Annotated in this window: 23 protein-coding genes; 4 read left to right on the top strand and 19 right to left on the bottom strand. The window is 36.1% G+C overall.

Annotated elements, in window-relative coordinates:
* Nucleotides 1-2 precede the first annotated feature (2 nt).
* Entirely contained in the window at nt 3-1,412 is a 1,410-nt protein-coding gene (der, locus tag RHTP_RS04995) for a ribosome biogenesis GTPase Der (protein ID WP_138107029.1), read from the top strand.
* Here der and yidD read toward each other — a convergent pair.
* The 3 genes from yidD to RHTP_RS04980 are packed head-to-tail and all read right to left on the bottom strand — an operon-like array spanning nt 1,400 to nt 6,285.
* Nucleotides 1,400-1,786, bottom strand: a complete 387-nt coding sequence (gene yidD / locus RHTP_RS04990; RefSeq protein WP_138107028.1) for a membrane protein insertion efficiency factor YidD — start codon at nt 1,784-1,786, stop codon at nt 1,400-1,402. The two genes, der and yidD, sit on opposite strands and share 13 nt — an antisense overlap.
* Nucleotides 1,776-2,726, bottom strand: coding sequence for a tetratricopeptide repeat protein (locus tag RHTP_RS04985; RefSeq protein WP_138107027.1), 951 nt, complete (start codon nt 2,724-2,726; stop codon nt 1,776-1,778). The genes yidD and RHTP_RS04985 overlap by 11 nt, the downstream gene beginning before the upstream one ends.
* Entirely contained in the window at nt 2,719-6,285 is a 3,567-nt protein-coding gene (locus tag RHTP_RS04980; RefSeq protein WP_138107026.1) for a secretin N-terminal domain-containing protein, read from the bottom strand. The genes RHTP_RS04985 and RHTP_RS04980 overlap by 8 nt, the downstream gene beginning before the upstream one ends.
* A gap of 140 nt (nt 6,286-6,425) precedes the next feature.
* Here RHTP_RS04980 and RHTP_RS04975 point away from each other — a divergent pair, with 140 nt between their 5' ends.
* Nucleotides 6,426-7,340 (top strand): hypothetical protein, encoded by a 915-nt coding sequence (locus tag RHTP_RS04975; protein ID WP_138107025.1) that lies wholly within the window; start codon nt 6,426-6,428, stop codon nt 7,338-7,340.
* On the opposite strand, the gene RHTP_RS04970 is transcribed toward RHTP_RS04975, so the two are convergent.
* The 16 genes from RHTP_RS04970 to RHTP_RS04895 form a co-directional block, all read right to left on the bottom strand.
* A complete protein-coding gene (locus RHTP_RS04970) occupies nt 7,337-7,966 on the bottom strand; it encodes a hypothetical protein (RefSeq protein ID WP_138107024.1) in 630 nt (209 codons plus the stop codon). The genes RHTP_RS04975 and RHTP_RS04970 overlap by 4 nt on opposite strands.
* 79 nt (nt 7,967-8,045) lie before the next feature.
* Entirely contained in the window at nt 8,046-9,896 is a 1,851-nt protein-coding gene (locus tag RHTP_RS04965; RefSeq protein WP_138107023.1) for a hypothetical protein, read from the bottom strand.
* A 254-nt stretch (nt 9,897-10,150) separates the two neighbouring features.
* On the bottom strand, nt 10,151-10,861 hold the full coding sequence (locus tag RHTP_RS04960; RefSeq protein WP_138107022.1) for a hypothetical protein: 711 nt from the start codon (nt 10,859-10,861) through the stop codon (nt 10,151-10,153).
* Between the two features lie 39 nt (nt 10,862-10,900).
* Entirely contained in the window at nt 10,901-11,881 is a 981-nt protein-coding gene (locus RHTP_RS04955; protein ID WP_138107021.1) for a hypothetical protein, read from the bottom strand.
* 27 nt (nt 11,882-11,908) lie between these two features.
* Complete coding sequence (locus RHTP_RS04950; protein WP_138107020.1) at nt 11,909-13,480, bottom strand: protein kinase domain-containing protein; 1,572 nt, start codon at nt 13,478-13,480, stop codon at nt 11,909-11,911.
* A gap of 11 nt (nt 13,481-13,491) precedes the next feature.
* Nucleotides 13,492-14,616, bottom strand: a complete 1,125-nt coding sequence (gene sctQ / locus RHTP_RS04945) for a type III secretion system cytoplasmic ring protein SctQ (RefSeq protein ID WP_138107019.1) — start codon at nt 14,614-14,616, stop codon at nt 13,492-13,494.
* On the bottom strand, nt 14,613-15,218 hold the full coding sequence (locus RHTP_RS04940; RefSeq protein ID WP_138107018.1) for a hypothetical protein: 606 nt from the start codon (nt 15,216-15,218) through the stop codon (nt 14,613-14,615). Before RHTP_RS04940 ends, sctQ begins: the two co-directional genes overlap by 4 nt.
* On the bottom strand, nt 15,219-16,166 hold the full coding sequence (locus tag RHTP_RS04935; protein WP_138107017.1) for a hypothetical protein: 948 nt from the start codon (nt 16,164-16,166) through the stop codon (nt 15,219-15,221).
* A 55-nt stretch (nt 16,167-16,221) separates the two neighbouring features.
* A complete protein-coding gene (locus RHTP_RS04930) occupies nt 16,222-16,743 on the bottom strand; it encodes a flagellar FliJ family protein (protein ID WP_138107016.1) in 522 nt (173 codons plus the stop codon).
* Between the two features lie 2 nt (nt 16,744-16,745).
* Entirely contained in the window at nt 16,746-18,062 is a 1,317-nt protein-coding gene (gene sctN, locus RHTP_RS04925; protein WP_138107015.1) for a type III secretion system ATPase SctN, read from the bottom strand.
* A gap of 6 nt (nt 18,063-18,068) precedes the next feature.
* The gene (locus RHTP_RS04920) at nt 18,069-18,764 is read right to left on the bottom strand and encodes a hypothetical protein (protein ID WP_138107014.1); all 696 of its coding nucleotides are present in this window, start codon (nt 18,762-18,764) and stop codon (nt 18,069-18,071) included.
* 332 nt (nt 18,765-19,096) lie between these two features.
* Nucleotides 19,097-19,528 carry a CdsG family type III secretion system protein gene (locus RHTP_RS04915; RefSeq protein ID WP_138107013.1) on the bottom strand — a complete coding sequence of 144 codons (432 nt, stop codon included), beginning with the start codon at nt 19,526-19,528 and terminating at the stop codon, nt 19,097-19,099.
* 30 nt (nt 19,529-19,558) lie between these two features.
* Nucleotides 19,559-19,810 carry a hypothetical protein gene (locus tag RHTP_RS04910; protein WP_138107012.1) on the bottom strand — a complete coding sequence of 84 codons (252 nt, stop codon included), beginning with the start codon at nt 19,808-19,810 and terminating at the stop codon, nt 19,559-19,561.
* 11 nt (nt 19,811-19,821) lie between these two features.
* Nucleotides 19,822-20,058, bottom strand: a complete 237-nt coding sequence (locus RHTP_RS04905) for a DUF5398 family protein (protein ID WP_138107011.1) — start codon at nt 20,056-20,058, stop codon at nt 19,822-19,824.
* Between the two features lie 45 nt (nt 20,059-20,103).
* On the bottom strand, nt 20,104-21,789 hold the full coding sequence (gene sctD / locus RHTP_RS04900) for a type III secretion system inner membrane ring subunit SctD (RefSeq protein ID WP_138107010.1): 1,686 nt from the start codon (nt 21,787-21,789) through the stop codon (nt 20,104-20,106).
* Between the two features lie 32 nt (nt 21,790-21,821).
* Entirely contained in the window at nt 21,822-22,205 is a 384-nt protein-coding gene (locus RHTP_RS04895; protein ID WP_138107009.1) for a type III secretion system chaperone, read from the bottom strand.
* Nucleotides 22,206-22,358: 153 nt separating this feature from the next.
* Between RHTP_RS04895 and RHTP_RS04890 the strand changes: the two genes are divergently transcribed.
* Both RHTP_RS04890 and RHTP_RS04885 read left to right on the top strand, forming a co-directional pair.
* Nucleotides 22,359-22,799, top strand: a complete 441-nt coding sequence (locus RHTP_RS04890; protein WP_138107008.1) for a hypothetical protein — start codon at nt 22,359-22,361, stop codon at nt 22,797-22,799.
* A gap of 232 nt (nt 22,800-23,031) precedes the next feature.
* Entirely contained in the window at nt 23,032-23,895 is an 864-nt protein-coding gene (locus tag RHTP_RS04885; protein WP_138107007.1) for a hypothetical protein, read from the top strand.
* Nucleotides 23,896-23,938 lie beyond the last annotated feature (43 nt).

The following is a 23,938-nucleotide window of genomic DNA, read 5'->3' as shown; positions in this document are numbered from 1 at the left end:
TTATGAAAACAATACAACTAGCTCTGGTAGGGCGTCCAAATGTCGGAAAGTCTGCCTTATTTAACGCAATTTGCAAAAAAAGAATTGCCATCGTAGACGAAGCAGAAGGGATAACGCGGGATCGTCTATATGCTGAAACGGATCTTTTTGGCCAGTCTTTTGAGGTGATCGATACGGGTGGAATTCATTCTGATCAGAGGATTGTTTTCCAAGAAGAGATCCGTCGTCAAGCAGAGATTGCTATTGAAGAGGCTGATGTACTGGTCATGGTGGTGGATTTCACTGTGGGAGTTACACTTTTAGATGAATATGTAGCAAAAATTTTATTGCGTACTAAAAAAAAGGTTATTTTAGCTGTTAATAAAGTAGATGACTTTTCTAAAGCTCAAGCAATCTATGAGTTTCATTCCCTAGGGATTAAAGACATCGTTGCGGTTTCTGCTACACAAAAGTTTCAGATTGCAGAATTATTAGAAGTAGCATTTCTTGGGATAAGCTTCCCTGATGAGGTAATTAAAGAGACAAAGGGAATCGGGACTGCAATTATTGGCCGCCCTAATGTGGGCAAATCTACCATTGTAAATTACTTGCTAAAAGAAGCCAGATGTGTGGTCAGCCCCATTGCAGGAACCACTCGCGATTCTATCGATGTGGAGATTCAATTAGAAGATCAGCTGTTTACCTTAATCGATACAGCGGGTATTCGCAAAAAAAAATCAGAAAAAGAAGTAGTGGATAAATTTGCAGCTCTACGCACCGAAAGAGCAATGGATCGAGCAGATGTATGCGTACTTGTGATCGATGCAGAAAAGGGGATTAGCACGCAGGAAAAACGCATTGCTAATGAAATCGCTGCTTTAGGTAAAGGTTGTGTTTTAGTGTTTAATAAATGGGACCTTGTAAAAGGATTCCGGATGGAACATTGCCAGAAGAGTTTTGAAATTGATGTACCTTTTCTAACCCACTGTCCCTTATTATTTACCTCTGCAGAAACAGGAAGAAATGTCGAGAAGATTTTTCATGCAGTTGCTAAAGTACACGAGCAACAATTGCGCCGCATTACAACAGGACAGCTAAATAAGTTTGTCGAACAAGTTGTGCAAAAGTATCATCCTCCCATGATCGATGGAAAGCGTCTGCGCATTTATTACATGGCACAAATTGGTGTGCAGCCCCCTCGCTTTGTTTTATTTGTCAATAAACCTGAATTAATGCTTGATTCTTATAAAAAATATTTAATTAATCAGTTTCGCCTACACTATGGGTTTTTAGGCTCTCCGATTGAATTTATTTTAAGAGGGCGCAAAGAAAAAAAATTAGTTCCATCAAATCCCCAATTAGAAAAACAAGCCATTGATTTAGAAGAAGAAGAACTGGATTTAGAAAAAATAGATTCTTCTTATTTTGAATGAGGCACAGGGTTGTACTTGATGAGCTTTTGATCAATCTCGATACAGCGATATATCCAAGGATCGCTGTTTTCTCGTTGCAAACGATCACAGCCTAAAAAAAAGCCTAGTACAAAGCCATGTTTTTGCATGGCCTGTTTCATATAACTAGAAGAAGAAGGGTAAAAGTGGCTTCTTGGCCCATCTACTGGCGATAGAATGTGCTGATGGAACCAAATCACTTTTTCCGCTACATATACAGGTAGGGAAGAAGAAGTAGGTTCTGTTTTTTTTGGCTGGGAAAAAATCAGATCTGCATCTTTGCCCCATGGCTCAAAGTAACCTGGCAGTGCATATACCCAAAAAGGGAATAAAAGAAGCAGTAATCTAAAAAGCATATTTAAGCATCAACATAGGAAATAAACGTTGTTCTTTCATCAAATGGCAACCTAAGGTTTCATAGAGTCTTTCATTATAGCATTTAGCCTCTAGGCCTGCGCCATACACTCCTCCAAAATACCATCCAGCTTCAAAACTTGTAAAGATCACACCAGCTGCGATATTGCCATGATCAAAACAATAAACAGATGCAGCAATAAATAATCCATTGAGTAAAAAAGCGGTTAAAGCGGATTGTTTTTGTCCTAAATACAAATAACCAGAACCTGGCAGTAGGGCATTTAACAGTTGTGCTTTGCCAACAGATTTTTTATGTGTTTGGTACTCTTGCAAAAAATCGCTTAAATAAGGTCTTGGAGGAGGACTCTCTTCAATAAGATTTAAGGCAAAAAAATCAGCTGTCATGAAAGATTTAGATAAATATAGATCCATCGATTGATCAGGGAAGTACTGATTGAATAACTCTAAAATATGATCGGCTTGAGTTAACTGATTGGTTTGAATATAGCAATCATAGAGAACAACTAAGAGATCGTGTAAGGGTGCAAACTCTGTAGAGACATGTCTAAGGCGACTCTCTTGGAAAACAGCAAGGGCTTGATCGTATTTCTGACCCATGTAATAGCAAATAAGGACGCCGTATTGTATTTGTAAAAGACGAGGGCTATCAGAAGAAGAGAGTAAGATCTCCGCTCTTTTAAAGGCTGTGATAGTTTGATATAGGTCGCATTCCTTGGCAAAACCTAATGCAATCCGCATCTCTTTGCCCCAGTCGGATTGTCCTTCGTCGTGAGATAGAGCTTCAAATGCAGAGGGAAGCGCTTTTATATAGCGATCGTGCACAGAATATTGAAGTACAGGTTCTATCTCATCAGAAACTCTTTTATAACAACTACATAAGCTGAATAAGAAGAGAATGCATAAACCAAGTTTATTCATTCTCAGGAAGTTTGACCAAATCGAGCCCTTCATCAAATTCTTCTTTGAGGATCGGTAAAGAAGCGCTATCTTTGTAGAGCCATTCTTGATGTTCGGTAACTTTTTTATATTCATCATAGGAATTAATAATTTGTGGTCTAACAAAAATGATTACGTTAGATTTTGCCAGATCACGGTCATTTTCGCTAAAGAAAACACCAATCACAGGTAAACCCCCTAAACAGGGAAGGCCTGTCTTAACACGATGTTTAATATTCTGAATCATTCCGCTTAAAACCACAAAGTGATTATTAGGGACATGTACCCTAGTGTCCATATGTGTATGCGAGGTTTGAATACCTGTTAACTGTGCATTATTTACATTGGCAACAGGGTTTACCACCTCTGTAATGTCATGCACGATATCTAATGTAACCATGTCATTATCGCCTAGAATAGGGGTAATCGTTAGATTAACCCCTATATCTCGATACTCTACGTTCGAAGTAGTGACTGTATTATTGGAGCTATTAGTTACAATGGCTCCGGTAAAAGGGATATTTTGTCCGACAAAAATATTGGATTGACGGTTATCTTGTGTGATGATTTTAGGATTCATCACAATTGTCGTATCTACATCTGTTTGTAGTGCGTTGACCAAGCTGCCTAAAGAAATAAAGGATTTCCCTTTATGCATAATAATATCGCCAATGACACCTAAATCAAAGCCATTAGTAAAAGGAATCATTGTACTTTTTGGAGTAGTAGTTGCATTGACTGTTTGAAGATTACCACCAAATTGTGTTGGGGGGGGCACTGCTACTGGGAAGTTTCCAAAACCAACTGCTGCTTTATCTAAATACTGCATTTTGCTGCCCCATTGCAAACCGAAGTTTTGGGCATTGCTTAAACGCGTTTCAATGACGAGCACTTCGATGAAAACTTGTTTAAGAGGTGTATCTAAATTTTGGATAAGTTCTTTGAGTTTAATCAGAACGCCTTCTTGTCCTGTGCTAAGTAGGGAATTGGTTACTTTAATCCATTGTAAAGAGGCTACAGCATCAGATAGCGCGGAAGATTCCCCAGAGGATTTAGCTAAACTAGCCACCACTTGCTTTAAGGCAATTTGAATATCATCTCCGCCGTGGAACTGTAATTTGTAGACTAGAAAGCTCGTATTTTCAATCGATTCAATCGCTGGGTTTGCAGTTGACTGGCCGGGGATATCAAATTTTTGTAGCAACCCTTCTATTCTTTGGATAGCTGTAGGTTCTCCGGAAATAAGCAGAATAGAGGTTTTAGGAATCCATTTTAAATTGTTAATAGCATCGAATAAAGAGGTATCTGAAACGCCTGCGCTAATTAAATTATTCATGAATTCTTGCAGAATTTCAATTAGATCATCTCCATTTACAAATTTAGGAGTATAGGTAGTAAAGGTGCTTGCTTTGCGTTCGTTTGGAATTTGTGGTTTGCCTCCTTTAGATAGATCGAAGTTTTGTGCTAATTGTTGTACACGCTCAAGGGTTTGTTCTGTTCCCGTAAATAAGAGAGAGTTTGTCTCTTTAATCCAGCGTACTTTTTCTAAGGTTTCTGCAAGACTTTTATCGGGTAGTGTGGATTTTTCCAATTGGGCTGCAAAGTTTTTTAAGGAAGCAATGAGTTGCGTAGCATTGGTGTTTTGGATGTTATAGACAAAAAAGGTAACATTGCCCACATGTTGGATCGATCCAGAAGCATTGGCAATATCTATGCTATCGAGCAAAGATTGTACTTTAGTAAGGGTTTCTTGATCTGCTGCAAATACAAAAGATTTAGTAGCTGCGACATAGCGCACAGAGGATAGGGTTTTTAATAGCTTAGGATCATTTAATCCTGATTCTTTTAGATCAAAAGCTAGATCGACGAGTGCTGCTTGAATCTCTTCTGCAGGGACATATTTGGGTTTATAAATAGAAAAAGAGGAAGCTCCTGCAGGGTATCCTTCATTGTTATCCAGAGAAACTAAGAGTGTTTGGATTTTTTCTATTGAGTCTGGATCGCCAGTGAACACTAAAGACTTTGTACTCTCAACCCATTGCATAGTTGCTACAGCAGCTAAAAAGGATTTATCGATTAAGCCCCCTGTTTTAAGAGCATGGCTCATGTCTTTTAAAGCTTTTTCTAAATCCTCTGGCTGACGGTACACTGGTTTATACACAAAGTAATTGGATTTAGGAGGTGTTTTTTTATTAGGATGTGCCTCATGAGGTGCAATATCAAAAGTAGGTAAAATGGTTTCTATCTGTCTTAAAGCAGGTCTTGTTCCTGTGAATACTAAAGAATTGGTTTCCTTGATCCATTTCATGCTTTTAATCACATCAACAAGATCTGAATCGGGATGAGGAGATGCTTGAAGATGCTCTAGCATTTGGTGCAGAGAATTTGCTATTTGAGACTCTTCAGCATGTTCAATTTTATAGATGAAGAAAGAGCTATTTCCCGTTTTTGTAAGAATAGGTGTATCTAATTTTGCCAAAATATCTTGTAGTTTAGCGATGCTTTGATCATCAATCACAAACAATAAAGAATTAGAATCACGCAAAACTTGAACACCAAAAATAGCAGAAGCTAGCGCTGAGCTTCCTGTTTGTTTAAGCTCAGAACTTACTTGCTCTAATTCTTTTTTTAATTCACTAACCGTGCGGTTTTTGACTTTATAGAGGAATACTTTTCTCAAACCAGGTTTTGCAAAAAGCCCTGCTTCTGAAGAGACATCCAAATCCTCCATAATCTCCATGGCTTTTTCAATTAAATAGGGCGTTGAAACGATATAAACCGTATGCGACTCTAATTGGGGAACAAAAATGATAGGATTTGATTCAACAAAAGGAGAGATAATTTGCTGAGTTAAAAGAATTAACTGATCCAGAGGCAATTTTCTTGCATTGTAGGAATCAATTTCTAAGGGGCTATGCGGGGCATCTAAACTGCTTAAAAGGGTGCTGATTTGCTCTATATTTGCAGCAATGTCAGTTACAATTAGCTGCTTTGTCTCTGGTGACATTTCAATTAAAGCAGCATCGGACACCATCGGTCTAAGAATACTTGCAACCGTAGTAATATTTGCATTTTTGATCCGAAACACACGTGTTACTAAAGCTGCAGGTTCTATTTTAGAGAAAGGACTATCTTGGGAAATGATCGGTGGAATTTGATGCACCCTTTTACTAGAGGTGATCAGAATATTTTTATCCTGCTCAACTAGATTTAAGTCATGTACGCGTAGTACCTGTATTAAAACAGACATCACATTTTTAGCAGATACAGGCTCTTCAGAAACAACAGTAACAGTAAATTGCAATTCTGATTCTTCAAAAACAAAATTTAAGTTTGTGATTTTGCTTGCAAAACGAATTAACTCGATAATAGATACGTTATTGAAATTAATAGTATATGTATCCTTGTCTGAATAGATAAGGGCTTTAGAATTTTCTAATTTGTACGCAATAGGATCTGTATCTAAAGTATAGGCAATAGTAGAAAATGGCAGTGCACACAAAGTGATTTTGTAACAAAAATGAGATCGAAATTCTTTCATAGCTTAAGGAGACTCCGGTTATGACCCTTTTACAAGGAGCTATACAAAAGATAAAATAGCTTGTAACGAATCCTAAAATACTGTTTGGTTTATTGTAAACGGCTGTTTATGCAATAGGCCTTAATAAACTAGGAATTACTATGATTTTTTGCAAAATGCGCTATGATCACGATGAAAACGGCCAGGAAATTTTATTAAAAGAAGATACATTTCAGGTAATGATGGAATGGGAAAAACCTTACATGCAAGCCTGCGTTGATGAGCTACAACCTTTCGGTGATGTCTTAGAAATAGGTTTTGGGCTAGGGTACTCTGCCTCTCACATTCAATCTTATAAACCTAAATCTCATACAATCATTGAATATCATCCCTTAATTGCGCAAAAGGCGCGTGATTTTGCAAAAAAATATCCCCATGTCACAATTATTGAAGATACTTGGCAAAATGCTCTTAAAAGTTTAGGAGTATTCGATTGTATTTTTTTTGACGATTACCCTTTAGAAAGTCAGCAGCACTTAGAAAAAATAGAAAAAGAAAGCCAAGAGTCCTCCCTTATTGTCAAACAAGCAGAATTGCTCATTAAAGAGATTAACCAGCAATTCCCCAATCTATCTACACAAAAGTACTCTGACCAAGATCTAGATGATTTTGTAAAAACAGTTGCATCAGAGCCAAAAGAGCAACTAGCTACCTTTCTAGAGCAGCTCCATAACAACCAACAAATTACCAAACAGCAATTAGAGAGACTCACAAAAAAACACAATATACAGTTGAAAGAGCCTTCTGAAAAACAACCCTTTCATTTTCAAGGGCCCTCCGATCGTTTATTTGCTTTTCTTCAGCCCTGTTTAGCTTCTCATATGCGCAATGGATCTCGGTTCTCCTGTTTTTTAAGTGACCCTAATTCAAAATTGACAGATCATAGATTTTCTGAAATCATTGCTAATCCCTACCTTGATTACCAAGAAAAACAGATAGCGATCAAAGTGCCTGATAATTGCAAGTATTATAAGGGAGATAAGGCTCTTGTCATAGTCATAACCAAAAGGCTTTAACTATAAAGGGTTTCTTCTTGTGCTATTTGGTAATTTGCATGCTCTAACTTAGCTTGAAGAAGATTTGTATATTTTTCTAAGAGTTTCGTATTTTCTTGCTTTAACTGTTTGTTTAATTGTTTTAATTGTTCGTTTTCTTGATATGTTTCTCTATATAGGGTTCCTTGTCTTCCAGATAAGGTGCCAACAGTTGTATGTAAACTATCAATAAGTGGATCAAACGCAAGCTCAGTAGGAGATACCCTAAGTTTTTGTTGGATTTTTCTACAAAGAGATTTAGGGTACATTTTTAAAATATTGGCTAAAGAGAGGGGGATATCTGCCATAAAAAATAAGGCAAGACCAAAATGCCTTGATGCTTGTTTAGCAATTTTGTGATGTGTGGGGATATAATCAAACGCAGAAGCCGGAATAGAATAAATAGCCATTGCTATGCTAGCTATTAATTTAATAGATCCTAAACCTGCATGTATAAGCACATCCTGTCCTCTTCCCACAATTTTTGCAAATACAAGAGCTGTGCGTATAACCAGATTTGAATGGTTTGAGAGCTGTGTTTGGAAATAGTTTCCAGCATTAAGATAATTATCACAAGACAAAGGATTGTAGTTACCTATAAATGCCATTACTGACCTCGTAGTATCTTATTAATTAAAAAATATTGATTATTTCCTGGGGCTTATTGACTTTTTCTCTAGAAAAGCGTTAACTTGAAACGGCGGTATTAACTCTCCTATGTAAGATACGCTTTGCCTGATTTTTATTGTATCGCGCTACCATTGCAGGTGTTAATTCTTTGGTAAGGTGTTTAGCATAACGGGCTGCTTTGCTTTTAGAAATTTTTTCCCACCCACCCTCTACTAGGTGCTCTACATATTTCTGAGCATATGGTGTAAAATAAAATTCTAGATTTATTTCTTTTTTTCCTACTTTAGGAATCTTAAGAAGGTAATTTTTAAAAAGAGAATCTTTCATCTCATGAGTTTTTTTTTCAGAAAGGGAAGTCCAAACTTTATAAAATATTTTGATGTGGTTTTCGGCAAAGAGGATTGCGTCCTTTTCAGAGGCTTCAGGTGTACTTTTTAAACAGCATTGAAAAAGATCCATGAAATAGCTGGCATGTATCTCTGCTACGTTTTTAGCATTTTCTTGTTCACCATCTTTTAAGCAGCACTCTACATATTTCTGAGCATAGGGTATAAAATAAACTTCTAGATTTTTTTTCTTTTCTATTATTTCAGAAATCTTGCAAAGGTAATCTTCAAAAAGAGAATCTTTTATCTCGCTAGTTTTTTCTTTTGGGATTTTAGGAAGGGAAGTCCAAACTTTATAAAATATTTTGATATAGTTTTCGGCAAAAGTTGTTGCATCCTTTTCAGAAGTTTCAGATGTGCTTTTTAAACAGCGTTGATATTCTAAAGAAAAGAGCTTAGGGAAATATTTGGCATAACAGGCTGCTATTTTTTTAGTGTCTTTTCTTAGCCCATCTTTCAAGCAACATTCTACATATTTTTGGGTATATAGGCTGAAATAATGCTCTAGATCTATTTCCTTTTTTTTCATTTTAGAAATCTCACGAAAAGAATCTTTAAAAAGAGAATTTTTTATCTCTTTAGTTTTTTCTTTCGGGATCCCAGAAAGGGAAGTCCAAACTTTATAAAATATTTTGATGTGTTTTTCGGCAAAAGTTGTTGCGTCCTTTTCAGCAGTTTCAGATGTGCTTTTTAAACAGCGTTGATATTCAGAGGAAAGCTCAGCAAAATACTTGGCGTATGCATCTGCTTGTTCTTCAGTTTTTTCCTTTGATTGTACTTTTGGTTGTCTTGCTAGTTCTTTAGAGTAGGCATTAACATAAGTTTTGGCATAAAGCATTGCTTGTTTTTCAGCTTCTTTTTCTGAACATTCTTTTGAAAATCTTAGATACATAGGAGAATATATTCTAATGCAGTTTCTGGCATATACCGTTGCCTTTTGCTGTATTTTTTTTTGACCTTCATTGTTTTTTATATACTCTGCATATAGCATACTGGATAGCTTAGGATGGTTTTCAGCAGAGATTTCTGCCATTTTTTCAGCAACTTCTGGAGAGTGCTTAACAGAGTATTTTGCTTTTTCTTTTAAGAAGATCTTTTGAAATTCTTCTTTGTTAACAATATCTTTTTTGAAAGGGAGTAAAAACTTAGAGAAAAGGTTTTCTATCTTTTCCATTTCATCTTTAGGGTATCTATTGATAATGTTTGTAACAGAAATAAACATATCTGCAAGGTAGAAACCAGAAAAACCTAAATGAGCAAAGCCTTCTTTGCCTATATCATAGCTTGGAGCAGATCCACACAATCTTGCTAGAATAAAATAAGGAAGCTTTGTAGTGCAGATAGTCAATTTTGCCAAGCCTGCAATGATATGCGAAGCAACATCATAAATACGGGTAACATCTTTTACAATAACACCTACAACAAGACGAGATAATATATTAGGAGAGGGGCTCTTTGAGCAAAAGTTTTGAGATTGCTTTCCGAGGTTTCGATCAAAGTCAATAAGATTAGATATACCCATAAGAACTTCCATCTGTTTTAAGCAGTCTTTTGCAAGATATAAGGTTTAATTCTAGAGCTTTATTTTAAGTTATTAGCAAGAATTTAACCTTGGTAGATAAAAAAATTATGTTTTAATTTAAATAAAAAATGCTTTTTAATTAGTGTTTTGGTAGGTTTTTATGTATATAATAAATATGCTTTGTATTAATTACATTATTACTAACATGTATTTATTGTAAAATATAATCTGTGATTTTTTATTAAATATAGTGTCTAATATTCTGAAATTATCGAATCCCTAGAATGACGAAAGTGCTTTGGATACCTTAAAAGATAATTCTCAGCTAATATTTTACTTTTCTCTGGATCCGTTCCACTTTCTAATAATGCTTGATATAAGAGGTTTCCCTCTTGTAATGAAAATGACCCTTCTTCAAAAGATGTATCCGAGTCTGTCTCTTGTGTTAAAGTTGATTCATTTAGATCTGCTTCAGATTCAGAATGGGGCGTTTGTAGTCCTTCCTTTTGTGTTTCATGTATTTCTTCTTTGTTAATAACATTTATTTTGGGTAATAAAAACTTAGAGAAAAAACTTTCTACCTTTTCTATTACATCTTTAGGGTATCCATTTATCACATTAGTTAGGGAAATAAACATGTCTACAAAATAGAAGCCAGAAAAACCTAAATGAGCAAGACCTTCCTTACCTATTTCATAATTTGGAATAGATCCCCATAGTCTTGCTAGAATAAAATAAGGAAGCTTTGTAGTGCAGATAGTCAATTTTGCCAAACCTACAATGATATGGATAGCAATATCATAAATACGGGTAAGATCTTTTATAATAACACCCACGACAAGACGAGATAATATATTAGGCGAGGGGTTCTTTGAGCAAAAAACTTGACATCGATTCCCAAGGCTTTGATTAAAACTGATAGGATCTGAAATAAGAAAAGATGTCATTGATTGAACTATATACATAAAGTTTTCCTCTTTTAATAAAATCACTTATCTTAGGCGTTAGCCAACGAGAATTTCTTGGCGTATTTTATTAGCGTATTCCAAACCGCGAGCGCGAGCGCTTATTTTAGGGAGATGATGATTTTTCTTTAGCCTTCTGGAGACTGCAGAAGCAGGTTTTATTTTTATCTTAGGCTTTTCTGGCTTATTTGAAGTAGTTAATGGAACGTCTTTGGATGAGATTAAGTCTAATTTATTATCAAAAGTATCAGATGAACTAAGAACCCCTTCAGACCAAAAACCATCATCGATCTCAAGCCAATTAATAATCTCTTGCTCTCTAGCATGGGTAGTTAATTGTTGTGCTTGATTATTTTCTATAATACTCTTAGCTTTTGTTAGAATAGCATTTATATCGGGATTTAAAATTTTATCAATAATTTTCTCGCATTGAGAAGGTTTGCTTAAATTTTGTGCTGTTTTTTCTATTTCTTCTTCTAATTGATTTAAATCTGTGTTCCTTTTTTCCAATTCTTCTCGAGCTATTTTAAGTTCTTGTTCTAGTTCTGGGTCAGAAATAATAATATTTTTTGTAACAACATTTTTATTGGATATTTTTAAAAAATCAGTAAAAATTATTTTTATTTTATCAATTAGATGTTGAGGATATTTCTTATTAATATGAGTAATGGATGCAAAGATGTCTGCAGTATAAACACATGCAAAGCCTATATGAACAGCTGCTTGCTTACTAGGTGTTTGATGATCTGTTTCTAGGCCGAGAATTCCAGAGGCGACTGCGCAGATGCCTTTTACTGCGCCTGTTGTGAGTTTAACTCCTCCTATGAGTAGATGAATAGCTATGTCATGAATAAGCATAGCTTCTTTGGCTAACGTTATAGTAAAGCGAGTAGGCAGGTTAGCATCTAGGCAATATTTTTGATAAGTGGGAGTAATCGCAAAATACTTATCGAATTTTAAAGGGTCTGAATGGAAAAAATTTTGAGATAACTCTGCAATAGATGTAATGAATACACTCATGGATTTTCCTTTTTTAAAAAAGTATTTTTAAGAAATTCTTTGTATGCAAACTAATGCTTTAGAGGCTGCATTAGCTGCTGTGGGATAATGCAGAACCGATCGAAGAACGGTTTCTGCTTGTCTTTGTGCAGAAAAGAGTAAGTGCTCTTTAATCTCTTCGAAAAACATTTTTTCAAAGTTGGCTAATTCTGTGTTTTTATCGGATACATCAAAGGTGTGTAAAATAAGGGTATCACCAATATCCCAATTATCGATGGTCTCAGAGAATTCTAACTGGGGATTTGTTCCTAATGCAGGGTTTTTAGCTACAATAGTTCGTGGATTAAAGCTCTCTTGAGATACGTGGATCAGGCTGTCATATCCGCAGGAAATGCAACTGAGTTTATCTTGCAGAGGGTCAAGAAGCAATGCACTAAAAGTAATCGGACAGGCTTGTTTGCAAAGCAACTGGTTTAAGTTAGAGGTTAGTTCATCAATTTTGGTTAAGTTTAATTGGTGTGTATACATATGAATCATCCCTTGTAAACTACTCATACAAATTGCTGCTTCTATTGTTGTTGTAGTAGAAGAGGCGAGTAATATGCAAAGACAATTGTTAGGAAGACGAATAAAATCGTAATAAAGACCAAATTGGACGCCATGCCATTTTGCTAAACCGATATCAGCGTGAGACCAAGAGGGGGGTGTTTTAGGTAATATTAGCTGAAATGCTGAGTATAGGTCTTCATAGACTTGCTTGATCTGATCTGGGCCTGCATACTCTTTTTCTAATTCTTTAGATTGTAAATAGAAAGAGACGTCATGAATAAACTCTTCGGTTGTTTGGTAGCGCTCACTAACTGAAATAGCTAATGCTTTTACGAGAATATGTCTTAAACCTTTGGGGATAGAGGTGAGGTTAATAGCGCCGTAACTGAGTTTTCCAGAAATGAGTTCATATAAAATGATGCCTAAAGAATACAGATCAGAAGCAAAACTTAAATGAGAGGAATTCTCTTTTTGTTCAGGGCTCATGTAATTCGGTGTGCCGATAAAATAGGAGGGTAGAGCGAATTGATCTTGTTCGTCTTGTAATTGCGCGATTCCAAAATCAATAAGTTTTACTTCGCCGCCTTCTGTAATTAAAATATTTTCCGGTTTTACATCTCTGTGAATAATTCGAAGAGAGTGTAAATGTTGGAGCGCATAGGCTACTTGCAAAGAGATATCTAAAACTCTACGTATAGATAAAGAATGTTGTACAATAAATTGTCTAAGCGAAACACCATTAATTAATTCCATAGCAATATAAAGCCCCTTTTCCCAGCTTCCTTCCCCATAGAGTTTTACAATATTGGGATGATTAGAAATCGAGATTGCTTTAGCTTCTCTTAGGAAATGCTCAACAGCTTCAGGATGATTAATATGATTAGGAGATAAGACCTTAATAGCTAAAGGTTTTTTTGCCTTAGGATCCAAACCTAAATAAAGGAGGCTCATTCCTCCTTTATTTAAAAGACTCTCTATTTTATAGGGGCCAATTTTTTCAGGCAGAGGAATATCTTCTTTTCCTATCAGCTCAGGGAGCGTATTTTGTTTATAGAAAGAATGCTCTGCCATATTTGAAAATGTTATTCCCCAATCTGTAGGATTTTAACTCCAAGTACATCACCGAGTTGAATAAGCTCTGCTTTGGCAACAGCTTTCCCATTTAAGATTAGTTTTACTCCTTGTTCAGGTCGTGTGGCTAATTCAATCACATTGCCAGGTTTAAGCTGTGTGAGTTTTTTTAGATTCATTCGCATTCTTGCTATTTCTACATGAATAGTCAAGAGAGCATCAGATATGGGGATTAATGGTTCTTCTAGTTCTTGTGTTATTTCTTCTTCTTGATTCATATCTTCTTCTTCGAAATCTTCATCCATGGATCCCTCCTGATAGGCATAGTCGATGATTTTGCAATTAGCTGGTTTACAAATTACAGTAAATAGGGGAGTTTGTTCCAAAAAAAGAGTGGCTGTTCCTTTTGTTGTATTAGGAGAATAAGAGCAAACATCCAAAATTAAAAAATCACCGACTGCAATTTTTTTCCACTGAGATAGAGTAAGTTTTGTGTGGCCGATTTGAGCAGATACGGCTAAATCTATATCTAGACTACTCTCATCAATCGAAAAGGCTGTATTTGCAAAGTGAGTTTTAAAGGCCTGATGAAAACTGACAGGACATACGATTCTTCCCCATAGGACTTTTTTAGGGTGATGAATACCGATATCCATACAAATACAATTTTCTTTGGGAAGAATGGTAGTTAGAGAGCCCATTTTCAAAGACAGATCAGAAAAAGGTTTTAAGGAGTCAAGGGCTTTTAAGATTTCAAGCAGTAAAAATCTATAAAAACCTTCTTGAAAAGAAGTAGAGTTCATTGCTTTTTGACTCTGATTTTCTGTGAGTGCAAGCGAAATCAAAAAAGAGATATCCTCTTGTGCCATAACCCAAAAACATTGTCCTACAAGTGGGCTTAATTGAATGCTTGTTACGATCGGATGATTACCAAGTCCTAACAGCACTTTTTCCTCTGTAAGCAGCTGAGTATCTCCCACTACAAGACTTAATTCAGGAGTTTGTAAAATAGCAGCTACTTCTTGTATGCACTGATCCCAAGGAATATTAGGTGGGTTTCCCCATAAGGGGATCTCTTGCATCTCTTGCAAGGTATGATGGATTTGATGAATCCAGTTCATTGGCATTGTGCTCATTGACTATCCTCATCATCTTGTTTTTGATGATCAGTTGCGTCATGAGATTTCAGTTCTGTAATAATTTGATGAACAGAAAAATCAAAGGAGCTTTGATGAAATCGATTAAGTAACTGAGGTACGTGAGAAGCGATTAAGGATAAGGCAGCGCTAGAGGTAGGCGCTAACTCAATATTAAAAATCTTAGGTGCTGTTGAATATTCTTTTATCGTAATGCGCATTCCAGAAAAAAGAGCAGTATTTGTATCTAGGATAAAAGTGGTTTCCTTATCTTGCGAATGATTCATAAGAATGCAAGTTGAGGCAAGCTTTTCCCAAACCTCTTCTATTTCTATGGGAAAATGAGAGGCTACAGGAGCACTGGTTTCTAATTCAGTTTCAGAGATTTTTGTTGATAGAATAGAAGATAAATCAGGCTTTTTTTCAGGAGAAAGCATGAGATTAGGTGCCCAAATGGGATTTTCTGGAAGGCTTTTATCTTCATTTTTTAAAAGCTTCTTCTGTTTTTCACCTAAAAGCTTACTAAAAGAATCTATTTTAGGCACTTGTTTACCGCTCTCTTGTTTTTTTAAAGAAGAAGGTAATTTTGACGATATAGTCATTTAAGAATCTCCTTGCGTTGGCTGTTGATCGCTCCCAAAGGATTCTTTACGTTTAAAAAGAGGGCGCTCTTCTACATTTGTTTCCAAACGATGAATGCGAAATGCGTAATTACCGCTTGCAAAGTTTGCGAGTAAATTAGGCATGTTTCCTTGAAATAATGCTACTGCTTCTGGATTAGCAGATAGCTGAACATTAAAAGCTTTGGGAGCTGTACTATACTCGGTAATTGTAATACGAGCTCCATAAAAAACAGAAGAAGCAAATTCTTCTCCTGAAAGAGTAAGTTCTGTTTCTGTTGTTCCAGAAAGCTCCATAACCGTCATCACTCCTGCCATTCTGTCAAACAACTGACTTATTTGATAAGAGCTGAAAGCAGATCCCGTTGGCAATGCAGAAGGTTGATAGCTAGGTTGATTGGGTTGTATATTTGCTAAAGGCTCAAAAGAGACAGGGACCTCTTCTTTTTTCTTCTCTTTAGGCTTTGAAGTAGGAGATGTGTGTTTTGGAAGAGAGGACTTAGGTGATGGGGCTTCAGGCGTAGGATTTGCTGAAAGACTCTCTTTTTTTTTAATGCTTTTTTCCTCTATTTGCTTTTCTTCGAGCTTTTTTTCAATAGAGATTTCCTCTGTAGATTTCTTTTGCATTTCTGTTTCAGAAGAGGGAGTTACTTTTTTATGGGATGCATCTACATTTTTTTTAACTCGAAAAGAACTTTTTCCAGGACTAGAACTCTTAAAAATAGAATCCGAAGTTGGTGTTTTAGCTGTTTTAGGAGTTTGCTCTTCTTCTTCTGGTGAATAGCGTTGTCTATTACCTCCTGAAGAGGCTTCTTCTTTTTTTCTGTAATCAAATTTTTCTCTAAATTGATTAGATCCTAGACGGTGCTTATCTTTTTTAGGATCATTAGCAGGATTAAGAGGGTTAGGGATTTTGCCAACTTCGCTCATAGGGGCCTCTTTTTTATCATCTCATACTTGATTTTTATCTGGGTTGTCCAGCATTTTATTGAGACTTCTTTTTCTTATTCTTTTGACGAGAAGTGGCTGTTTTTTTACGTTCATGGCCAGCAGAACCTATTTCATCCATTTCAACGCCTTCTTTTTGTTCTTCAATGAGATGCATGTCGCGATCCCACTCTTTACGATGTAAACGCATTTTTTCTACGTCTTGTTGGCATTCTATAAGCTCTCTGCGCGCTTTATCCACTTCTTCTTCAGCTAGGGTTACCTTTTTTTTTTGTTCTACAACAGCTCGCTGTTTAACAGCTAGCTTCTCATCAACAAGTTTTAAGTATTGTTTCATCTGCTCTACTTTATGAGGAACTGCTCCTTCGTCCATGTGATCGCGTAATTGCTGAAGCTTATCAATACGATGTTCTTTTACCTGATCTCGTTCTTTTTCTTTTTTGGTCAAGCTTGTTTGCTCTTGTTCAAGAAACCGTTTTTTATCTCGTAGATTAATTTCTGCTGTTTCGAGATTTTTTTGTTTAATCTCAGCTAATTGTTTAAGGGGATAGCGTGGCATATTTATCTAAAAAGCATTTTGAGTTGTTGCAGAGTTTCTTCAAAACTACACGCTTCATCAACTGCTTGGCGTAAAAAACGATTTACTTTATCAATGTATTTAATAGCAAAATCAGCTGCTTTGTCAGAGCCTGGTTTATATTCTCCAATGCGGATGAGTAACTCATTTTTTTTGTAATTAGCTAAAACTTCACGGACTTTGCCAATGAGCTGCAAATGCTCTTTATCAACAATGTGTGAGATGATTCGGCTAACCGAATCGAGAACATCAATAGCAGGATAGTGATATTGACGTGCAAGTTCTCTAGAGAGAATAATATGTCCATCAAGAATAGAGCGCACTTCGTCAGAGACAGGCTCATTTAAATCATCTCCTGCTACTAGAATGGTATAAAAGGCTGTAATTGAGCCTTTTTCAGAATTGCCCGAGCGTTCTAATAAACGAGGAAGCGTTGCAAAAACAGAAGGGGTAAAACCAGCTCTTGCAGGAGGTTCTCCTGCCGCAAGGCCTACTTCTCTTAAAGCTCTTGCAAAACGAGTTACGGAGTCCATCATTAAGATCACTTTTTTCCCTTGATCTCGAAAATACTCTGCAATCGCTGTTCCCATATACGCTGCATTGATACGCAATTGTGCTGCTTGGTTAGATGTAGAAACAACAACAACTGATCTTTTCATTCCTTCTTCGCCTAGATCATTTTCTAAAAACTCGCGCACCTCTCTTCCTCTTTCCCCAATTAGACAAATCACATTGATATCAGCTCTAGCATTGCGGGCAATCATACCCAAAAGGGTGGATTTTCCTCCTCCTGCAGCAGCAAAGATTCCCATTCTTTGTCCTTCACCACAAGTAAGCAGGCCATCAATACAGCGAATACCCAATGAGATCGGCTCTTTAATAATTTTTCGCTTGAGCGGATCAGGAGGGGGGTTGATTACCGAATAACTTTCTGTTAAGTGAAGAGGGCCTTTTTGTTCAAGGTCTAAAGGATTTCCTAAACCGTCAACCACGCGACCGAGAAGTCCTTCTCCTACTTTAATATGCAAAGACATTCTTAAGGGAATTACTTCCGAGGAAGGGCCTATTCCATGCATCTCTCCAAGAGGAGATAAATAGACCTCTTCTCGAGTAAAACCCACAACCTCTGCCATTAAAGGAGCTTCTTCCCGTTTGATTAAAACTACCTCACCCATTTTTACCTGGGGGACGATTGCTTTAATCAACATTCCCACTACTTCAGTAATCCTTCCATGTACTGTTGTAAGCTCTAACTCATCAAGATGGGAGATTAGTTGATCAAAATCAGGTGTTTGTTTCATATGTCCTTATAGCTGTACATTCATCAGCGTTTTAAAACCAGAAACAGCATTTGCAAGCAACACAGAGGTAAAATCTAACTCCTGTTGTGCTTTATTTAATTTTATCTGGACCATTAAAAAATCAGCAGGAGAAAGACTGTCTCCTTTTGCTTTAAGCGATTGCAATTGCCTTTGAGCGGATACTAGTTGTTGTTGTCCATCGGCTAGGTAATTCATAAATTTGCCTAATGGACCTTGAAATTTAGTAGAAGGGGTTTCTTGTTCTGGTTTTTCCTCATTTACTCCTAATTTAGCATTTACCGTACGTAAACTCGCGGTTGTATTTTTCAGCTTGTCTTTTATGAGATATTTATCAGAAGAGCGTAATTTAAATTGAAGTTGTGATGCATTTTTAAGTTGTGATGCATCTTTTAGTTGGTTGGTGATATTTTCTATAGTGTTATGTGCACGGCTAACTTTACCAAGCAAATCATCTGTCGTAGCAGCTTGTTGCGGAATAGAAGAATGCCCTGATTGCATCAAATCAAAAGGGGAAATCATCGGGGTTTTTCCCGTATTAGCAAGGGGAGATTCACCTGTTTTCATAAAAGAAGAAAAAGGCTGTCCTGTAGGAAGAGCTTTATTATCTTCTCCGATTCTAACAGTTGGCGAAATACGCTCTGCATTGCTTAAGTCTTTAGTAGGGAAGTCTTGGTCTGCCATAATCTGATCCGTATTGTTTAACTTTTTCAAACTTCGGCATAGGTATACCGCGTATCTTAACAAATAGCACAATTAGAGGTTTTTCGTCATGAAACTTCCATCTACTAGCTAAATGTAAGAAATAAAATAGGGAACTTTATGAAAAAAGATTTATTTTTGAAAAAGATCTCACTTATGAGATAGAAAATCCCTTTTTTATACAAGAGTTGGATATCTTCTTATTTCTAATTTAAAATAAATGCTAAGGTCAAATTGCCCAATCAAGAATCTCTCTTGAGTCGTTATAGAAGGTTGTGTCAATTACTAAACGTTTTTGAAACACAACCTATAAATTATTTTTTGGGAGATTTGGTTTCGAGGGGAGAAGGGGCTTTTTTAATGAACTTTTCCACAAAATCAAGAGCGGTTTTAGCCAGGCTTTTAACCATGGGATCTTGATTTTTTTGAATCGATTCCTCTAGGGTTTTTTCTCCCTTTGCCAACTCTGTTGGATTTAAAGATAGGGTCAGACCAAGCAGAGTTTTAGCCATTTCATTAGAAGGTTCTTTAACTAAGATTTCTTCAAAAATGGTTGCTGCTTGTTTGAGTTTAAGTTGGCAGAGATTGAGATATCCCATTCCTAAACGAGGTAGAGGATTACTAGGATCGAGTAGCTCTGCTGCTGCAAATAACTTAATAGCCGCGTCTTCATCGCTTTGGTTAATTGCAATGAAGCCGGCTTCTGCCATTAAGATAAAGTGGTCTTTAAATTTTTGAAGAGACATTGTAAAATCCTTTTTGCAAAATGATTGCCATTAAGAGGTTTTTTGGTTACGTACCATGTTATTAATCGTTGCTTGTACTTGAGAGATCAAGTTAGAAATCGATTCACCAATCTGGGTAACTTGGCTCATGGAAAACTGTAGAAGTAAAAATTTTCCTGGGGTTGCCTTTGAGAGAGAGCTTGCAACAGATCGGACTTGATCAATTACAGTACTTTGCAATTTAGCGTATTGCTTGATTAATGTGCTAAATGTAATAGTCGCCCAATTCGATCCTTGTGGCATTGTTAATCCTTTTATTTTTTGTTAGCAATTCTAGTTAATACTCTTTGTAAAGCAGCGTAACCATGCAATAGCTTGCCATAGTTTTCAAAGTCTTCGCTTTCGGTGCCCTGTCTTAATTTTGCTTTGATTTCTTGAATGGCTTCATCTGTTTTTTTGAGTAATTCTTTTGCTTTTCCAGGTTCGCTCTTTAATTCTTTTTCAAGGTCAAATTCAAATAGCGGCTTATCTTTTTTTTCTAAACCAAACATAATTTTAGCTCCTCATTGATACGCGAATGAAAAATACTTATAGTCTTATTGCAGATTGTAATTAATTCTAAATTTTACGCCATCTTTTTCAAGCAATACCATATTAGATAAGATTTCTGTAATCTTCATTCCGTCTATCATATCCTCAATAGTGAGGATTTTTCCATTAATGACAACAAACATATTTTGATCATCTTTTTTAGAATAACCAGTGATTTGATATTTTGAAGATATATCAATTCTCGAAGTATCCGCTTTTGTATAAATCACAAAGTTTTTAATCAGACGGATTCCTGGCACTGTATAAAATTGATCAATAGTTGCATTAAAAGTATGCGCTTTTTTTTGATCTACCCTACCTGCTAATACAAGTTCCCCATTGCTGAGCTGATAGGTAACTGAATTAAATCCTTTTTCAATCAAAATACTCTCAACTTGCATTTGTAGATTGGTTTCTACAATAACTTGATTTTCTAAGCGGTCTAAATAAGGAAAATTGAGATTCAAATAGTCAGATAGGGCTTGGGCTTGTTCTAATGTCTGTACATAGCCTCGTAGCACAAATTTCCCAGGTGCGATAGAAGAGAGAGAAACACCGATCCAGTTAGGATTGGTTAATAAAAGGGCATTTGTATTTTCCCAGATTAATTCGTCGACAATCACATTATCTTCAATGCTATGTACAAAGGGAAGATTTTCAATCTTATAGAGAAGCTCTTGCTTTTCTACAGAGCTTATTACATGCCCTAATAAAAACAGTTTTCCGCTAGGAGGGTTAAAAGAGAATTGCACATCAGGAAAAGCACTGAGGTTTTCTTTTAGGATTTTGTGTTCTTCTTTTTGAGAGACAACTTCAATCTTATGGGTTTTAAAAAGCGTGATCATACTAGTAATCCCAGCTAAAACAAGTATGCCAAAAGCAGAGGCGACGATTAAATGCTTTTTAGGGATAATCATTTCTCGCCAGTCCGATGCAGGGCTCTCTTCCTGTTTTAGTTCTTCTGTCTTGATACTCGTTGCAAGCGGAAGGGGAGAAAAAATGGTTTCTTGAATTTGTTCTCGATCGATCAGTAAAAAGGAAGTGGTTCCTAGTGAAATGAGATCCTCTGAAGAAAGAAGGTGTTTACTAGTAATGGCTATCCCATTAACCAATACGCCATTACGACTGCTTAAGTCCTCAATAAAAACTTGATTATTGTCGTCAATGCTAATGCGAGCATGTTGCCTAGAAACGCTTAAATCTTGAAAAGCAATATCGCATAAGTTCGGATCTTTTCCTAAGACATAAGAAGCTCCCTTCTGCATAGAGAATTCGGCACCTGCATTAGGCCCATTTGTCACTTTAATAATAAAGCGACCCAATGATCCAGATCCTATTCTTACATTTATTAGATCGGTATCATCTTTTAAATCTTCTGTTTCTAAATTCGGATAGGAATGAGAAAATTTAAACACACTACTACCAATCTTAATTAAATCTCCTTCCTGTAATAAAACAGGCTCTATTAAGATTTGTCCATTAACTAATGCAGGATTAGTTGTGCTGACATTTTCTAATACATAACCCTCTTCTGTATGCCTACAAACCACGTGCCTACGTGAGACAAGGGGATCCTCTAAAACAATAGAAGCTACTTCAGGATCTCTTCCTAAGACCCATTCTTCTTCCTCTTCAAATCGTGCAACAAACCCTGTGAGAGGGCCCTCTTCTCCAATTAAATATCCAGCCATGTTATTTTATCTTTATCGAACTTATGTTTTTTTTATTGATAACAAGAGAGCTCTTTTTTCCAAAAATCGAGATAATTTGTGAAGTCCTCTAGAGCATCCTTAAATACTTTGTACTTCATGTCATACGGTAAACTAAGACACAGTGTCAAGAACTTCTCATCTCGATCTAAGCCAATAATAGAGCCCCCGGTCCCTTGCCCTAATAAATTCGCCTTCATGAGGTATATAAAAACCTCTTCTCGTTTATTTAAAGGACATGTTCCGATTGTAGCAAAGAAGGTACACCCAGGATCTAATTCTCGAAAAGTAATAATTAGTTCTTTGTGCAATTTTAATGTATAGAGCTTATTTTCTTTAGATAGGACATCTTCTAAAGCCAGGTTTTCAACCAGTTGTGTGAGACATTCTTCTAACATGCAAATCTCCGCTCTATATAACGTTTAAACCGCTCTATAGATAAAAGTAAATCGTTTTTTTTAAGTAAGAAGAAAGGCAAGTCTTATTTGTATTAATAAATAAATTAATCAATAATGAAATATAGTATAATTAAATTGAATAAGAGGGCTCTCATGAGTTTAAAGGAAGAGTGTCAACAGCTTAGCGATTTATTTCACCGTGCTGCGGAAGGGCAATCCATAGATTTACAGCAAGTATTTGCTCAATCTTTACAGTTTTTTGAAAGATTAAAAGTGGAATTAAAAGAGGAAGATCCAAAAAGAAGACAAGAAGCAATCGCTATGTTAATGGAAATTTACCAACATATGATCAAAGATACCAAGCTTATTTGTGAAACTTCAGGAATGACAGAGGAACAGCTTGTTTCTTTTGCAGAAAATCCTACAAATTTTTCACCTGAACAATGGACTTCTATTCAAGAGTCTAGGGAGAAAATCTTTCATGCTGGCCAGGACCTAGCCAAAGCCTTAGAACAGCTTTCTGCCCCCCAAGTAGAAAAAAAACCGCATGACCCTACTAAAAAGACTAAAAAATCCGATTGGATGCGTAGTTAAAGTATTCATTTTAAGTTGTTTGCATAAGTATCTTTCTCTTAAAATCTTATGTCTTTTAGATCATTTTTCTTAAATATCATTTTTAATGAAAAATAAAAATCATGCTCTAACTCATTAATTATCAGTATTTAAACCAAATCTTACTGCATTTTTAATAATTGCTTAACGTTTTTATGATTAAATAGATATTAGATAGATAGATAGTTTATAAAAGCATAATAAGAGGAAAACTATGTCAAATATATTACTTAACCAAGAATTACTACAGGGTATTATCCAGCAGAATAGTGCTCCTAAGAAGTCTCAAGACGATCCTACCGAGTCTTTAGCAGATCGTATTAAGGATATGATTGCTAGTGGGGCCACACTTGAGTTGATTGTTTTAGCGATTATGACCAATGACTCTGGAAATGGAGCCATGGACGTTTGTTCTTTAAATATTACAAAAATTACAGAAGAAACCAATGAGCTTAGTGATGTGCAAGATGACTTGATTAATCTACAAAGAATTCTTAGTAAAATTGAAGCTGAATTGGGTTCTAAAAAGAATCTTTCTCCAGATGACTGGAAAAAGTTTGATAAATCTTTATTAAAGCAGTTAAAAGATACCTATGAAAAGCTTTGTAAAGACCAAAAGACACTAGCAGGAAGCTCTGATCCTAAACTGAAAGCTGTAGCTGATATGGTAGGTAACTGGCTTAAAGACCTAAATTCTTCTATTCCTACACCATCTGGTAATACAGGAAAATTAGACCCTTTTGATGAGTTACTTAAAAAATGGGATGGAAATACCGACTTCCCTCTAAATGGTAAGAATTTAGCGAATAACCTTTGTGGAGCTATTTTTGCTCTAGCCAAGAACTTCTACGATAAAAACCACCCTGGTTCTGGTGAGGCTAATACCGATTACTTAGGAGAATGGGGTCAATCTGTACAGGCTTGTGAACAGTTAACCTCTGGTACTTCCCAGCAGGAAACAACTTCTGTACAAGGGTTTATGCAGATTTTAAACTCATTTAACAACATAGGGCAACAGGGTATACAGGCTTCCTCTCAAGGAAAAGAAGCTATCATACGAAACCAAAAAGCCGGATAATCATTTTTTCTTCCAAATCAAGATAGAACGGGATAATCACTGA

The sequence above is a fragment of the Candidatus Rhabdochlamydia sp. T3358 genome, from assembly GCF_901000775.1.
Lineage (GTDB): Bacteria > Chlamydiota > Chlamydiia > Chlamydiales > Rhabdochlamydiaceae > Rhabdochlamydia.
Note: the sequence above shows the minus strand (reverse complement) of the source record. Positions and strands in the feature narration are given on the sequence as shown.

What these genes read in the sequence shown, in the direction of transcription:
- der (WP_138107029.1), top strand. Translation starts at nt 3, where the DNA reads ATGAAAACAATACAACTAGCTCTGGTAGGGCGTCCAAATGTCGGAAAG.
- yidD (WP_138107028.1), bottom strand. Translation starts at nt 1,786, where the DNA reads ATGCTTTTTAGATTACTGCTTCTTTTATTCCCTTTTTGGGTATATGCA.
- RHTP_RS04985 (WP_138107027.1), bottom strand. Translation starts at nt 2,726, where the DNA reads ATGAATAAACTTGGTTTATGCATTCTCTTCTTATTCAGCTTATGTAGT.
- RHTP_RS04980 (WP_138107026.1), bottom strand. Translation starts at nt 6,285, where the DNA reads ATGAAAGAATTTCGATCTCATTTTTGTTACAAAATCACTTTGTGTGCA.
- RHTP_RS04975 (WP_138107025.1), top strand. Translation starts at nt 6,426, where the DNA reads ATGATTTTTTGCAAAATGCGCTATGATCACGATGAAAACGGCCAGGAA.
- RHTP_RS04970 (WP_138107024.1), bottom strand. Translation starts at nt 7,966, where the DNA reads ATGGCATTTATAGGTAACTACAATCCTTTGTCTTGTGATAATTATCTT.
- RHTP_RS04965 (WP_138107023.1), bottom strand. Translation starts at nt 9,896, where the DNA reads ATGGGTATATCTAATCTTATTGACTTTGATCGAAACCTCGGAAAGCAA.
- RHTP_RS04960 (WP_138107022.1), bottom strand. Translation starts at nt 10,861, where the DNA reads ATGTATATAGTTCAATCAATGACATCTTTTCTTATTTCAGATCCTATC.
- RHTP_RS04955 (WP_138107021.1), bottom strand. Translation starts at nt 11,881, where the DNA reads ATGAGTGTATTCATTACATCTATTGCAGAGTTATCTCAAAATTTTTTC.
- RHTP_RS04950 (WP_138107020.1), bottom strand. Translation starts at nt 13,480, where the DNA reads ATGGCAGAGCATTCTTTCTATAAACAAAATACGCTCCCTGAGCTGATA.
- sctQ (WP_138107019.1), bottom strand. Translation starts at nt 14,616, where the DNA reads ATGAGCACAATGCCAATGAACTGGATTCATCAAATCCATCATACCTTG.
- RHTP_RS04940 (WP_138107018.1), bottom strand. Translation starts at nt 15,218, where the DNA reads ATGACTATATCGTCAAAATTACCTTCTTCTTTAAAAAAACAAGAGAGC.
- RHTP_RS04935 (WP_138107017.1), bottom strand. Translation starts at nt 16,166, where the DNA reads ATGAGCGAAGTTGGCAAAATCCCTAACCCTCTTAATCCTGCTAATGAT.
- RHTP_RS04930 (WP_138107016.1), bottom strand. Translation starts at nt 16,743, where the DNA reads ATGCCACGCTATCCCCTTAAACAATTAGCTGAGATTAAACAAAAAAAT.
- sctN (WP_138107015.1), bottom strand. Translation starts at nt 18,062, where the DNA reads ATGAAACAAACACCTGATTTTGATCAACTAATCTCCCATCTTGATGAG.
- RHTP_RS04920 (WP_138107014.1), bottom strand. Translation starts at nt 18,764, where the DNA reads ATGGCAGACCAAGACTTCCCTACTAAAGACTTAAGCAATGCAGAGCGT.
- RHTP_RS04915 (WP_138107013.1), bottom strand. Translation starts at nt 19,528, where the DNA reads ATGTCTCTTCAAAAATTTAAAGACCACTTTATCTTAATGGCAGAAGCC.
- RHTP_RS04910 (WP_138107012.1), bottom strand. Translation starts at nt 19,810, where the DNA reads ATGCCACAAGGATCGAATTGGGCGACTATTACATTTAGCACATTAATC.
- RHTP_RS04905 (WP_138107011.1), bottom strand. Translation starts at nt 20,058, where the DNA reads ATGTTTGGTTTAGAAAAAAAAGATAAGCCGCTATTTGAATTTGACCTT.
- sctD (WP_138107010.1), bottom strand. Translation starts at nt 21,789, where the DNA reads ATGGCTGGATATTTAATTGGAGAAGAGGGCCCTCTCACAGGGTTTGTT.
- RHTP_RS04895 (WP_138107009.1), bottom strand. Translation starts at nt 22,205, where the DNA reads ATGTTAGAAGAATGTCTCACACAACTGGTTGAAAACCTGGCTTTAGAA.
- RHTP_RS04890 (WP_138107008.1), top strand. Translation starts at nt 22,359, where the DNA reads ATGAGTTTAAAGGAAGAGTGTCAACAGCTTAGCGATTTATTTCACCGT.
- RHTP_RS04885 (WP_138107007.1), top strand. Translation starts at nt 23,032, where the DNA reads ATGTCAAATATATTACTTAACCAAGAATTACTACAGGGTATTATCCAG.